This is a genomic window from Streptomyces sp. NBC_00683 (genome assembly GCF_036226745.1).
Classification (GTDB): domain Bacteria; phylum Actinomycetota; class Actinomycetes; order Streptomycetales; family Streptomycetaceae; genus Streptomyces.
The window spans coordinates 5,779,471-5,792,018 of sequence record NZ_CP109013.1 but is presented as its reverse complement, the minus strand read 5'-3'; the positions used below and the strand labels follow the sequence as shown (position 1 = coordinate 5,792,018).

Here is a 12,548-nt window from a genome sequence, read left to right as displayed (position 1 = left end):
CCGGAGGTTACCTTCCGGGACGGGGGCACGGCAGCCCGGGCCCGGGCTGCCGATCATTCCCAGTCGGTCCGGAAAGATTCCGGCCGGGCCCGGTCACGGGCGTTCCGTTTCAGTTCGTGGTCTCCGGCCTGGCGGACTTCTGCCACGGGTACCCGGTCTGCAGCCGCGGGTCCGGAGGCGTGAGCGCCTGCGGGGCCTCTTCGTCGGCCGGGCCGCTCCAGCTCTGCGCCGTCGCACCGTCCTGCGTCGACGGCTCCTCCGTGGTCCAGTGCCGCAGGGCACCCGCCTCCACGTCGATCTGGGCGTTCAGCGCCGCCAGATCGTCGTCGGCGAACTGCCGCGCCCGGTCACGCGCCGCCCAGCGCAGCGACTCCGCCGAGTGCGTGATGCGCTCAGTGCGCTCCTTCAGGCTCGGCAGCAGCGTGGCGACCGTCGCCCGGTCGGGTTCGCGCTCCAGCCTCTTTAGTTCGTCGTCGAGCTCTCGTCCGTGCACGCTGAGCCGCTGGAAGAGTCCCATCGACTCCGAGAGCGAGGAATCCTCCGCCACCCCGGCGCCGAGTGCGTCCTGGGTGGCGCGCATCGACGTCCGCAGAGCGAGCCGCAGCTGCGCAAGCTCCCCCTGGACGCCGGGCTGGCCGTAGCTCTTGGCCCGCAGCGCGGTGTCCTCGACGGAGCGGCGCGCCTGCGTGATCGTGCGGTCCACGCCACGCTTGGCGGCGCGGACGGCCTTCACTCCGGCGTACACCCCGAGTGCCATGAACGCTACGAAGAGCAGCGTCAGGATCAGGATCACGGCTTCCATGAACGCCCCTCGGTTGTCGATGCGGCTGCCGGTGTGCGGTCGCCCCTTCTACGGTAAACGGAACGGGCAGGCCAGGGGTTCCATCGGAACCCCCAACCTGCCCGTAGGGGAAAGCCCCAAGGCCGGTCCGGGAACCGCTCCGCGACCGCCGGGAGCGGTTTCCGAGCCGTACGGGACCGGGTCAACGGGCCCCGGCCGTCACGCGGGGACGATGTTGACCAGCTTCGGAGCCCGCACGATCACCTTGCGGATCCCGGCTCCGCCCAGTGCGGCCACGACGCCCTCGTCGGCCAGCGCCAGCGCTTCCAGCTCCTCGTCCGTGATCGACGGGGAGATCTCCAGGCGTGCCCTGACCTTGCCCTTGATCTGCACCACGCAGGTCACGGTCTCGTCCACGACGTAGGCCGGGTCGGCGACCGGGAAGTCCTGGTGCACGACGGACTCGCTGTGGCCCAGCCGGCGCCACAGCTCCTCCGCCACGTGCGGAGCCAGCGGTGCGACCAGCAGCACCAGCCGCTCGGCGACCGACCGCGACAGCGGGCCGCCCGACTTCGTCAGGTGGTTGTTCAGCTCGGTGACCTTGGCGATGGCGGTGTTGAAGCGCATCCCGGCCATGTCCTGGCCGACACCGTCGATGGCCTTGTGCAGCGCCCTCAGCGTGTCCTCGTCGGGCTCCGTGTCGACCACGGTGACCTCACCGGTCTCCTCGTCGACGACGTTGCGCCACAGGCGCTGCAGCAGCCGGTACTGGCCCACCACGGCCCGTGTGTCCCACGGCCGCGAGACATCCAGCGGGCCCATGGCCATCTCGTACAGGCGCAGCGTGTCCGCCCCGTACTCGCCGCAGATCTCGTCGGGCGTCACGGCGTTCTTCAGGGACTTGCCCATCTTGCCCAGGACACGGCTGACCTTCTCGCCCTGGTGGTAGTACGCCCCGTCGCGCTCCTCGACCTCGGTGGCCGGGACGGCGATCCCACGGCTGTCCCGGTACACGAAGGCCTGGATCATGCCCTGGTTGTACAGCTTGTGGAACGGCTCGGCGGACGAGACGTGCCCCAGGTCGTGCAGCACCTTGGACCAGAAACGCGCGTACAGCAGGTGCAGCACGGCGTGCTCGGCGCCGCCGACGTACAGGTCGACCCCACCGGTCGGCTGGCCTTCCCGCGGGCCCATCCAGTACTGCTCGATGGCCGGGTCGACCAGCTGCCGGTCGTTGTGCGGGTCCAGGTAGCGCAGCTCGTACCAGCAGGAACCCGCCCAGTTCGGCATGGTGTTGGTCTCGCGGCGGTAACTTCGCAGACCAGCCCCGTCGCCCAGGTCCAGCGTGACGTTGACCCAGTCGGCGTTCCGGGACAGCGGGGTCTCGGGCTGGGTGTCGGCGTCCTCCGGGTCGAAGGTGCGCGGCGAGTAGTCCTCGACCTCGGGCAGCTCCAGCGGCAGCATCGACTCGGGCAGCGGGTGGGCGATGCCCTCCTCGTCGTACACGATCGGGAAGGGCTCGCCCCAGTAGCGCTGCCGGCTGAACAGCCAGTCACGCAGCCGGAAGTTGACGGTGCCCTCTCCGACTCCGTGCTCCTGCAGCCACTCGGTGATCTTCGCCTTCGCGTCGACGACGCCCAGACCGTCCAGCGAGATCTCGTCGTTCGCCGAGTTGACCAGCTTCGCCTCGTACGAGGCGAAGGCGTTCTCCCAGGTCGAGGTGTCGGTGCCGCGGTCGTCCGACGGTTCGACGACGCAGCGCATCGGCAGCTCGAAGGCGCGCGCGAAGGCGAAGTCCCGCGCGTCGTGCGCGGGTACGGCCATGATCGCGCCGGTGCCGTAGCCCATCAGGACGTAGTCGGCGATGAAGACAGGGACCTTGGCGCCGCTGACGGGGTTGGTCGCGTACGCGCCGGTGAAGACGCCGGTCTTGTCCTTGGCCTCGGCCTGGCGCTCCACATCGGACTTGGCGGCGGCCTGCTTGCGGTACGCCGTCACGGCCTCGGCGGGGCTCGCGTGGCCGCCGGTCCACACCGGGTGGGTGCCCTCGGGCCAGGCTGCGGGAATGATCCGCTCGACCAGCTCGTGCTCGGGTGCCAGCACCATGTAGGTGGCACCGAACAGGGTGTCCTGGCGGGTGGTGAATACGGTGATGTCACCGGCTCCGTCGACCGGGAAGTCGACACGCGCCCCTTCGGAGCGGCCGATCCAGTTGCGCTGCTGCAGCTTGATGGCCTCGGGCCAGTCCAGCCCGTCCAGGTCGTCCAGCAGCCGGTCCGCGTAGGCCGTGATGCGCATGTTCCACTGGCGCAGCTTGGCCTTGAAGACGGGGAAGTTGCCGCGCTCGGAACGGCCGTCGGCGGTCACCTCTTCGTTGGCCAGTACGGTGCCCAGCCCCGGCGCCCAGTTGACGGGGGCGTCGGAGGCGTACGCCAGGCGGTACTGCCCCAGGACATCGGCTCGCTCGGCGGTGCTCAGCGCGCTCCACTCGCGGCCGTCCGGGGCCGGGCGCTCACCGCTCTCGAACTGGGCGACCAGTTCCGCGATCGGGCGGGCCCGGTCGGCCTCGGTGTCGTACCAGGAGTTGAAGATCTGCAGGAAGATCCACTGGGTCCACTTGTAGTAGTCCGCGTCGATCGTCGCGAAGGAGCGGCGCTTGTCGTGGCCCAGGCCCAGTCGGCGCAGTTGGACCTTCATGTTCTCCATGTTGGCCTCGGTGGAGGCCCGGGGGTGCGTACCGGTCTGCACGGCGTACTGCTCCGCGGGCAGGCCGAAGGCGTCGAAGCCCAGCGTGTGCAGGACGTTGTGCCCGGTCATCCGCTGGTGGCGGGCGTAGACATCGGTGGCGATGTAGCCCAGCGGGTGGCCGACGTGCAGTCCCGCACCCGAGGGGTACGGGAACATGTCCATGATGAACTTCTTCGGCTTGGCGGCCAGTTCCGGATTGTCCGCCAGGTCACCGGTCGGGTTCGGTGCCTCGTACGTCCCCTCGGCGTCCCAGAAGTCCTGCCAGCGTGCCTCGATGTCGGCGGCCATCGCTGCCGTGTAGCGGTGCGGCGCAGCCACCTCGACTGCGGAATTCGTCTCGCTCATGATCCTCAAAGCTCCATCGATCGTCATCTGCCGGCGCCCACGTCTACGGACACACGTCTACGGAAACGAAAAATCCCCTCGCACAGGAGGGGACGCCGCGCCGAGTCCGACCAGGCATTCTCACCGGTCGGTAGTGATCAGCGCGGCTCGCTAAGCAGAAGGCGTACGGCACGCATGGCGTCAGGGTACCGCACAGCCCCGGAACACCGCCGGGCACATACCCGTCGCAGAGGACCCGCAGGGGCGCCGCACGCACGGCCCGACGCCCCACGACTTCACCACGATCTCTGCGCAGTACCTACACACTCCGGGGGTTACTCCGCGTACTGCCCTCTATCGGGGCAACAACTCAAACCTCGTACTGGCCGGTATGCAGCGACTTAGCATGCGGCAACGGGACCGCTTTGCCGAACCATTCGGAGTTGCCCCCATGAAGCCTCATCGCAGGATCCGCTCATCCCCCTCAATGAGCAGCAGCCCGGGACTGAGCCGCCCGGTGCAGGGCGGACTGACCGTCGCCGCGCTGGTGCTCCTCCCCCTGGTCGCCGTCGCAGGGAGCGACGGCTTGCGCGCCGGACTCGACTTCACCACCGGCGTCCTGACGCTGGTGTCGCTCACTGCTGCGGTCGCCTGGGGCCTGCTGGCCACCGACCGGATTTTCCTCTCGACCCGTCAGCGGCTGATCGGCCAGGGCATCCACCGGGCCGCCGCTGTCACCTCGCTCGGCTTCCTCCTGCTGCACGGCACCGTGAAGGTCTCGCTCGGGCACGTGGAACTGATCGGCGCCCTCATACCCTTCGGCCTCGGCGTCAGCGGCACGGCCGGACTCATCGGCTTCGGCTCGCTGGCCGGCCTGCTGATGATCGTCACTGCGGCAACCGGTGCCATGCGCAGCGCTTTCGCCACCCCGGGGAAGATCGCCGGCCGCTGGCGGGCGTTGCACGCGCTGGCCTATCCGGCCTGGTGCTCCGCACTGTTGCACGGCCTGTACGCCGGCCGTCAGGCCGCGACCTGGGTCGTCGTCATGTACAGCCTCTGCCTGATCGCCGTGGCCGCCGCACTGTGCCTGCGGCTGCTGCCCGCCCCGACCAAGCGCCTGATCACCGATCTGGTCACCACCCTGATCAGCCCCGACGGCCCTCCCCCGGACCCCGACCCGGTGATACGCAGTTCCCCGCTCGGGGGCACGGAACGCATGCCGTCGCAGGCGCGCGAGGGGCTGCAGCGACAAGGGCTGCCGCCCGAGGCGCCCGGGTGGGGTGACGACCGCGAGGTACGCGGCACCCCTGTCCGTCCCCGTACGCTCTCCGCCCCCTCCCCGCCGCTGTACGAGGCCCCGCAGTTCGGGACCACGCCGGACGAGTCCCCTCTGTACGAAGCCCCGCCGCGCAGCTCCGAGCGGCTCGGTCCGGGCCTCGACGCCACGACGGCGACAGGGGCCGCGGCGGGACCGGGGCCCGGGCCGGGCATCTCTGCCGCCTACCGCGCCGTCTCCCGGCCACCCGCACCCCCGCAGGAACGCCCGGCGGACGGCCTGTGGCCCGCACCGTCCCCCGCGCCCCCCGCACAGGCGCTCAGGCCTTCCTACGGCCCCGACCCCTCTTACGACCCCGAGCACGCGTACGCCCGCACCCAGGAGTCCACGGCGTACTCCACGCCCTCGCCCACCGAGACGGCGTACTCCACGCCCTTGTACAGCGAGACCGCTTACGCCACGCCCTTGTACACCGAGACCGCTTACGCCTACCCCGATGCCACTTCGACCGGCTCCGTCCCCGCCGCCGACCCGGCCGGATACGACGGCAGTGCCGCAAGGGGCAACGCCGACACCGAACAGCTGCCAGGGCTCTATCCGCCTCCCGCAGGAGAGCCCTGGCACGCACCCGCAGGAGACCGACCGTGAATGTCCCCCTCCCCGATGTACCCGAGGTCCGCGTAGTCGGCCTTCCCCAGCTGACGACCGGCTTCGACCTCGTCGAGCGGATCGATCTCGCCATGCACCTGAAGGTGCACGGCCCGCTCGAACCGATGAACGGCGAGCGCCTTGCCGAACTGGCCGAGTCCATCTCCCTGCGCGGCCGCGGCGGCGCAGGTTTCCCGTTCGGCAAGAAACTGCGCGCCGTGGCGAAGGCCTCCATCCGGCGCGGGGTGCGGCCCGTCGTCGTGATCAACGGCAGTGAGGGCGAGCCCGCCTGCCGCAAGGACACCCTCCTGCTCAACCGCGCCCCGCACCTCATCCTCGACGGCGCCCTGCTCGCGGCGGAGGCACTCGGCGCGCGCACCCTGGTCGTCGCCGTCACCCGCAACTCCACCGAGATATCCATCCGCGCCGCACTGGCGGAGCGCGGCCTGTCGGATCGGCGGGGACAGCACCTGCGCGCCCGGGTCGTGCGCACCCCGGAGCGCATGGTCTCGGGTGAGGCATCGGCAGTCATCCGGGCGGTGAACGGTGGCCCCGCTCTGCCGCCGGGCCGCCGGGAGCGCGCGGCGGAGTCCGGAGTGGCCGGCGCCCCGACCCTGCTGTCGAACGCGGAGACGTACGCACAGCTCGCCGTCGCGGCCCGGATCGGCTCCCGCCGCTACGGGCACACAGGCCTGCCCGACGAGCCCGGCACGGTCCTGCTCACCGTCTCCGGGGCCGTGGCGCGGCCCATGGTCATCGAAGTGCCCACCGGAGTGCCCCTGCGGTACGTACTGCAGCTGGCCGGTGCGCCGCCGCTGCCCCAGGGCGTGCTCACCGGTGGCTATCACGGCAACTGGATCGACGCGAACGCCACGCACGACGCCGTCGTCTCCCGGGCGTCCCTGGCTGCGGCGGGGGGTGCGCTCGGTGCGGGGGCCATCCTGCCGATCGGCCCGGAGACCTGCCCGATCGGCGAGTCGCTGCGCATCGCGAACTGGCTGGCGGCCGAGACGGCGGGCCAGTGCGGGCCGTGCAAGCTCGGGCTGCCGGCCGCGGCCGGCGGACTCTCCGACGTGCTCAACGGCGGCGGACCTGCCGCCCTCGAGGCGCTGCGGGAGGTGACCCAGGCCGTGAAGGGCCGTGGGGCGTGCAAGCACCCGGACGGCTCGGCGCGCTTCCTGGCGTCAACCCTGTCCGCGTTCACGGACGACCTCGCGGCGCATGTCCTGGGCGGCGGCTGCGGACGCGAGACGCTCGGGGTACTGCCCCTGCCCTCTCCCGGCTACGAGGACGTGGAGGAGTCGATTCCGAGCGGCGAGAAGCTGGCGGTCGACTGGACGCTCTGCCGGGGCCACGGACTGTGTGCGGACATCGTCCCCGAGCTGATCAGACTCGGCCCCGACGGTTACCCGGCGCTCGCGGACGCGGCCGTGCCGATGCATCTGCGGGGCCGCGCCCAGCGCGCCGTACGGCGATGCCCGGAGCTGGCCCTCCGCATCGAGCAGGCCCCTGCCGAACGTCCGATGCTCCCGAGCGCCCAGCGGAAGGCCCTGGGCAGCGGACGGAGTTGATCCGGCTCCCCACCCCAGCACCCCGGTGCACAACGAGAAGCGGTCCATCCGATTCGGATGGACCGCTTCTTCACTGTGGAGCTAAGGAGAATTGAACTCCTGACCTCCTGCATGCCATGCAGGCGCTCTACCAACTGAGCTATAGCCCCTCGCTTATCGCCCGGTTCCCCCGGCGACATCGAGAACATTACACGGTCCCCCCGGCCCTTCACCAAATCGTTTCCAGTCTGTCCCGATATGCCCGACTGGCGAAGCCCTGACCAGCGAGGGGCCCGGCGGCCCGGACCTCGTCAGGCAGTGGCGAAGGAGTAGAACCGCTTCAGGGTGCAGTGCTCCTCAAGAAGCCGTCCGTAGATGGGCTCACCCTCGAGCTCCCGGTACGTCTCGATGGGGTCGCCTTTTATGATCAGCGCCCGTGCGCACTCCTCGCACCAGTACTGGAACTCCGAATTGACCGGATCCATGTCCCTGACGATGGGCGTACCGCTGCCGCACCAGTCGCACTTACGCCTGTGTGCACCCATCGGTCAGCTCCGACTGTGGCCGCAGGCCGTGCACGCGTGGGGGGCCAACTGCGGGGCCTCCGGGCCGGGGGGCGCCTTGGAGGTAAGGGGCAGGTCCGGGACCTGTTCGCGGCTCGCAGGCATCGCGCTCCCTCCCGATCGGTCCATCGCCCCCTCCGGCGGTCCGATTCTGCCATGACCCCGCAAGGGGGTCAGCCCGCCGACCACCGGACCGCCTGTATCAGCCGTACGGAACCGGCCACCGCGCCCGAGAAGAAGGCTTGAATGCGCTCCCGAGGGGAGGAGGAGCAGGAAGGAGGAGAGCCGGCGGGAGAGCTCCGGCCCTCAGGACGGCAGTCCCACGCCCGGTGACCGGACGGACTCACCGCACGACCGCACGACCGCACGACCGCACGACAAAGGATCCCGCCCCCTGCTGGGGACGGGATCCTTTGATTGTGGAGCTAAGGAGAATTGAACTCCTGACCTCCTGCATGCCATGCAGGCGCTCTACCAACTGAGCTATAGCCCCGCTGTTCGCTGTGTTTCCCTGCGTTTCCGCGCTGCGAACAAGAAGAACTTTAGCCTGCGACCAGCCGGAAAGTGAAATCCGGCCCCCGCGGCCCGGAGACACCCTCCGGACACCCGCTAATCGTCGTCGCCGAGCACCGGTTCGGGGAGCGTCCCGGCGTTGTGCTCGAGCAGTCGCCAGCCCCGCGCGCCTTCGCCGAGCACGGACCAGCAGCAGTTGGAGAGCCCGCCGAGCCCCTCCCAGTGGTGCGCTTCCAGACCGAGCAGCCGGCCGATCGTCGTCCGGATCGTGCCCCCGTGGCTCACCACGACGAGCGTGCCGCCGTCGGGCAGCTTGGCGGCGTGCTCCAGGACGACCGGAGCAGCCCGGTCGGCGACCTCGGTCTCCAGCTCGCCACCGCCCCGGCGCACGGGCTCACCGCGCTTCCAGGCGGCGTACTGCTCGCCGTACTGCCCGACGATCTCCTCATGGGTGAGGCCCTGCCAGGCACCCGCATACGTCTCGCGCAGTGCGGAGTCGTGTGCGACGTCGAGGCCGGTGACCGAGGCGAGCTCGGCGGCCGTGGCCGCTGCTCGCTGCAGGTCCGAGGCCACGATGGCGTCAGGCTTCAGCGAGGCGAGCAGCCGGGCGGCCCTGTGGGCCTGTCCGACGCCGGCCTCGGTGAGCTCGATGTCCGTGGAGCCCTGGAAACGGCGCTCCAGATTCCACGCCGTCTGGCCGTGGCGCCAAAGGACGATCCGGCGGCCCCTGCCGCCCTTGCTGCCGTTCAGCTCTGCTCACCTTCCGTGACACCGTGGAGCTGGGCGTGCTCCTCGGCCTTACCGCGGGTCTTGAGGGCGTCCTCGGGGAGGGCGATCTCGGGGCAGTCCTTCCACAGGCGCTCGAGCGCGTAGAAGACACGCTCCTCGCTGTGCTGGACGTGGATCACGATGTCGACGTAGTCGAGGAGGATCCAGCGGGCGTCGCGGTCGCCCTCGCGGCGTACCGGCTTGGCGCCGAGCTCCTTCTGCAGCCGCTCCTCGATCTCGTCGACGATCGACTTGACCTGGCGGTCGTTGGGGGCCGAGGCCAGCAGGAAGGCGTCGGTGATCGACAGCACGTCGCTGACGTCGTAGGCGATGATGTCGTGCGCGAGCCGGTCGGCTGCCGCCTGGGCGGCAGCGTTGATGAGCTCGATGGAGCGGTCCGTGGCGGTCACATGCAGGCTTTCGTCGGCGGTCAGATCAACCTCTAGGGTCTCACGGACCGCCGACAGCCCTTACGACGTTTACGCCGGGTGCTACTTGATCTTGTAGTTCTGGCCGAGCACGACGGACACATCGGCATTCGCCGCGGGCTTGCCCTGCTTCACCGAGCTCGTCGGCAGGCCCAGGGTCTTGGCGACCTCGACCGCCTTCGCCTTGTCCTCGGCAGCCTTGTAGACGACCTGGGACGACGCCTCGGCGCCCGACTTCCCGCCGTCCACGAAGGCGTATCCGCCGTTGACCAGCTGGACTCTGGCGAATTCCGTGCCGTCGGCGTTGCCTGTGGCGTTCTTGACTCCGACCCGTACGGCCGCACCCTGGTCCGGGGCCTTCACCGTGCCGCCCAGGATGTCCTTGACGACGCTCTCCGTCGCCTTGTCCGTGAGGGTGCCGTCGTCCTGGACCGGGAGCAGCGCCGTCTTGTAGTCGCCCACCTTGGCGTGCCCGGCGAGTTTCGCCAGCGAGGCGCCCAGGTCCTGCTCGGGCAGCGACGGGTCGAGGATCTGCGCCAGGGTCTCCACGGTGACCGTGGCGGCCTTGGGGTCCTCCGACATCTTGCGCAGAACGCTGCGCATGACCTGCCCGAAGCGCAGCAGCTGCTTCGCCTCCGGCTCACCGGGACCCCGGTAGGTGGCGTACGCGACGGCCATCTGGCCGCTCAGCGTCTGCGCCTCGCCCTTGCTCACGAGCGGCGACGCGCCCTTCTTGGCATCGGGCACATCGGTGTCGGTGTCGACCTCGATGTTGCCCACGAGCTCGACGAGGTTCTCGAGGTACGGGGTGTCGAGCCGCCAGGTGCCGCTGATCCTGGTGCCGAGCAGGGTGTCGATCGCCTCGCGTGTGCCCGTGGACCCGTCGTCGTCGACGGACTTGCCGAGCGTGGTCGTGGAGCCGTCGTCCGTGGCCACGGAGAGCGAGTTGGGAAGCAGGACGGTGGTGCCCTGCTTGGTGGTGACGTTGTCGACGAGCAGCGCCGTGGAGGTGCCGCCCTTCTTGGTGTTGTGCAGATGGACGACGATGACGTCCCGCTGCTGCGGACCCGTCGCCGTGTTGGTCTGCTTGTCCTGGTCCGAGAGGCCGGGGATCTTGCCGGCGTACCAGAGGTAACCGGCGCCGCCGACCGCCACGAGGACCATGACGACTATCAGCGCGACGATCCGCTTGCGCCCGCGGCGTCGCGCTTCCTCGCGCCGCTCGCTGCGGCTCTCGGTGAATTTCAGCCAGTCGATGACGTCTTCGGAGTCCTCGTCGGGCTCCTCGATGAACGAGAACTGCTCGGTGCGGTAGTCGCGGTCGGCGCGGCGCTGCTCGGGCACGACGGGTTCGGGCACGACGGGTTCGGGCGCCGGCTCGGGTGCACGCCGCGGCCCGGGCTCCGGTGGTGCGGCCATCGGGGCGCTCTGGTGCTGCTGGGTGCTCCACTGCTGCGTGGAGTCGTCGACGGCGGGCTGCTGGCCTGTGTCGTAGCCGTAGTTCCCGTAGCCGCCGTCGTAGTCGTAGCCCTGCTGCTGCGGCTGCTGCGGAGCGGCATACGGGTCGTACTGCTGCGTACCCGCGTACGGGTCGTAGCCGTACCCCTGGCCGGCCCCGTAGGCCTGCTGCGTCTGGGCCTGCTGCGTCTGCCCGTCCTGCTGCGGGGCTTGCTGGGCCTGCTGCGCGTACGGGTCGTACTGCTGCTGCCCCTGCTGCTGGTAGACCGGCTGCCCGTACTCGTCGTAGCCGATGATCTGCGGCTGCTGTTGGTAGTACGGGTCGTACGGGTTCTGTCGGTCGTTCACCGGTGCCCCTCTCCGTGGCTCATTCGCCGCGGTACAGCTGGCGCTTGTCGATGTAGCGGACCACACCGTCCGGCACCAGGTACCAGACAGGATCCCCCTGCTGGACCCTCGCTCGGCAGTCTGTGGACGAGATCGCCAGCGCGGGTACCTCCACGAGCGAGACCCCGCCCTCGGGCAGTCCGTCGTCCGTGAGCACATGACCCGGCCGGGTCACACCGATGAAGTGGGAGAGCGAGAAGAGCTCCTCCGCGTCACGCCAGGTGAGGATCTGGGACAGCGCGTCGGCGCCGGTGATGAAGAAGAGGTCCGCGTCGCCGTGCACCGCACGCAGGTCCCGCAGCGTATCGATCGTGTACGTCGGTCCGCCACGGTCGATGTCGCTGCGGCTGACCGAGAACTGCGGGTTCGACGCCGTCGCGATGACCGTCATCAGGTAGCGGTCCTCGGCCGGGGACACGTTCTTGTGGCTCTTCTGCCACGGCTGCCCGGTCGGGACGAAGATCACCTCGTCGAGGTGGAAATGGGCGGCCACTTCACTGGCCGCCACCAGGTGTCCGTGGTGGATCGGGTCAAATGTCCCGCCCATCACGCCGAGTCGGCGCTTGCCGCGGCCGGTAGGCACTTCCTGCTCTCCCATGCGTGCAGACCCTACTGGCACAGCTGTTCGCCTCTGCCTCAGCGGTCTCGGTTGAAGCGGGTCGTGATCCACAGAAGCAGCATGAGCGCGACGAACGCACCGCCGCCGGTGAGGTACGGGCTGAGGCTTTCGTGGTTGCCACCCTGCTCGCCACCTTCGGAGGCGAGGGTGACCAGCTGGTGCGCGGTGCTCGTGAGGCTCATCTTCGGCAGGACCTATCGATCGGGAGTCGGAAGGAAGACGTCGCGGACATCGTATGCGGGCGCTGCGGGCACGCTCACGCCGACTCAGTCGTTGTTGTCGTCGTTGCGGTATCCGCGCAGCAGGAACCAGGCGAGCAGGGCAGCTCCGACGAGCGAGACGAGCAGCACGACGCGGAGCGTACTGCCGGGCCCCTGGTCCTCGGATGCGGCAGCGAGCACTGCGACGGTGTACGGCATTTCGGGCGCTCCTCAAAGTTATCCACAGCCCCCCGCACACCGTAGCGCCAGCACATACGCTGGGTT

The 12,548-nt window shown here is 69.7% G+C and carries 11 protein-coding genes and 2 tRNA genes; 2 read left to right on the top strand and 11 right to left on the bottom strand.

Annotated features, from left to right (window positions below; genetic code table 11):
- Positions 1–109 precede the first annotated feature (109 nt).
- Together OG257_RS25770 and leuS are read right to left on the bottom strand one after the other, a co-directional pair.
- Positions 110–802 carry a hypothetical protein gene (locus OG257_RS25770; protein ID WP_329211175.1) on the bottom strand — a complete coding sequence of 231 codons (693 nt, stop codon included), beginning with the start codon at positions 800–802 and terminating at the stop codon, positions 110–112.
- Positions 803–1,000: 198 nt separating this feature from the next.
- On the bottom strand, positions 1,001–3,874 hold the full coding sequence (leuS, locus tag OG257_RS25765; RefSeq protein ID WP_329211173.1) for a leucine--tRNA ligase: 2,874 nt from the start codon (positions 3,872–3,874) through the stop codon (positions 1,001–1,003).
- A 466-nt stretch (positions 3,875–4,340) separates the two neighbouring features.
- On the opposite strand from leuS, the gene OG257_RS25760 reads away from it, so the two are divergent.
- Both OG257_RS25760 and OG257_RS25755 read left to right on the top strand, forming a co-directional pair.
- On the top strand, positions 4,341–5,777 hold the full coding sequence (locus tag OG257_RS25760) for a hypothetical protein (protein ID WP_329211171.1): 1,437 nt from the start codon (positions 4,341–4,343) through the stop codon (positions 5,775–5,777).
- On the top strand, positions 5,774–7,348 hold the full coding sequence (locus OG257_RS25755; protein ID WP_329211169.1) for an NADH-ubiquinone oxidoreductase-F iron-sulfur binding region domain-containing protein: 1,575 nt from the start codon (positions 5,774–5,776) through the stop codon (positions 7,346–7,348). Before OG257_RS25760 ends, OG257_RS25755 begins: the two co-directional genes overlap by 4 nt.
- A gap of 76 nt (positions 7,349–7,424) precedes the next feature.
- Here OG257_RS25755 and OG257_RS25750 read toward each other — a convergent pair.
- The 9 genes from OG257_RS25750 to OG257_RS25710 form a co-directional block, all read right to left on the bottom strand.
- A tRNA-Ala gene (locus OG257_RS25750) sits at positions 7,425–7,497 on the bottom strand.
- A 141-nt stretch (positions 7,498–7,638) separates the two neighbouring features.
- Entirely contained in the window at positions 7,639–7,872 is a 234-nt protein-coding gene (locus OG257_RS25745; RefSeq protein ID WP_329211167.1) for a hypothetical protein, read from the bottom strand.
- Between the two features lie 438 nt (positions 7,873–8,310).
- Positions 8,311–8,383, bottom strand: a tRNA-Ala gene (locus tag OG257_RS25740).
- A gap of 116 nt (positions 8,384–8,499) precedes the next feature.
- The gene (locus tag OG257_RS25735; RefSeq protein ID WP_329215348.1) at positions 8,500–9,153 is read right to left on the bottom strand and encodes a histidine phosphatase family protein; all 654 of its coding nucleotides are present in this window, start codon (positions 9,151–9,153) and stop codon (positions 8,500–8,502) included.
- Positions 9,150–9,581 (bottom strand): ribosome silencing factor, encoded by a 432-nt coding sequence (gene rsfS / locus OG257_RS25730; protein WP_056785448.1) that lies wholly within the window; start codon positions 9,579–9,581, stop codon positions 9,150–9,152. The genes OG257_RS25735 and rsfS overlap by 4 nt, the downstream gene beginning before the upstream one ends.
- Positions 9,582–9,662: 81 nt before the next feature.
- Positions 9,663–11,405: an LCP family protein gene (locus OG257_RS25725; protein WP_329211165.1), complete on the bottom strand. Its 1,743-nt coding sequence runs from the start codon at positions 11,403–11,405 to the stop codon at positions 9,663–9,665.
- A gap of 19 nt (positions 11,406–11,424) precedes the next feature.
- Positions 11,425–12,042, bottom strand: a complete 618-nt coding sequence (gene nadD / locus OG257_RS25720; protein WP_329211163.1) for a nicotinate-nucleotide adenylyltransferase — start codon at positions 12,040–12,042, stop codon at positions 11,425–11,427.
- A 38-nt stretch (positions 12,043–12,080) separates the two neighbouring features.
- A complete protein-coding gene (locus tag OG257_RS25715) occupies positions 12,081–12,245 on the bottom strand; it encodes a hypothetical protein (RefSeq protein WP_189541543.1) in 165 nt (54 codons plus the stop codon).
- 84 nt (positions 12,246–12,329) lie between these two features.
- On the bottom strand, positions 12,330–12,482 hold the full coding sequence (locus OG257_RS25710; RefSeq protein ID WP_329211157.1) for a hypothetical protein: 153 nt from the start codon (positions 12,480–12,482) through the stop codon (positions 12,330–12,332).
- Between the last annotated feature and the right edge of the window lie 66 nt (positions 12,483–12,548).

Bases quoted from the DNA above. Each gene is read 5' to 3' on its own strand.
- OG257_RS25745 (WP_329211167.1), bottom strand. From the start codon at position 7,872: ATGGGTGCACACAGGCGTAAGTGCGACTGGTGCGGCAGCGGTACGCCC.
- OG257_RS25760 (WP_329211171.1), top strand. From the start codon at position 4,341: ATGAGCAGCAGCCCGGGACTGAGCCGCCCGGTGCAGGGCGGACTGACC.
- OG257_RS25715 (WP_189541543.1), bottom strand. From the start codon at position 12,245: ATGAGCCTCACGAGCACCGCGCACCAGCTGGTCACCCTCGCCTCCGAA.
- OG257_RS25770 (WP_329211175.1), bottom strand. From the start codon at position 802: ATGGAAGCCGTGATCCTGATCCTGACGCTGCTCTTCGTAGCGTTCATG.
- nadD (WP_329211163.1), bottom strand. From the start codon at position 12,042: ATGGGAGAGCAGGAAGTGCCTACCGGCCGCGGCAAGCGCCGACTCGGC.
- OG257_RS25710 (WP_329211157.1), bottom strand. From the start codon at position 12,482: ATGCCGTACACCGTCGCAGTGCTCGCTGCCGCATCCGAGGACCAGGGG.
- leuS (WP_329211173.1), bottom strand. From the start codon at position 3,874: ATGAGCGAGACGAATTCCGCAGTCGAGGTGGCTGCGCCGCACCGCTAC.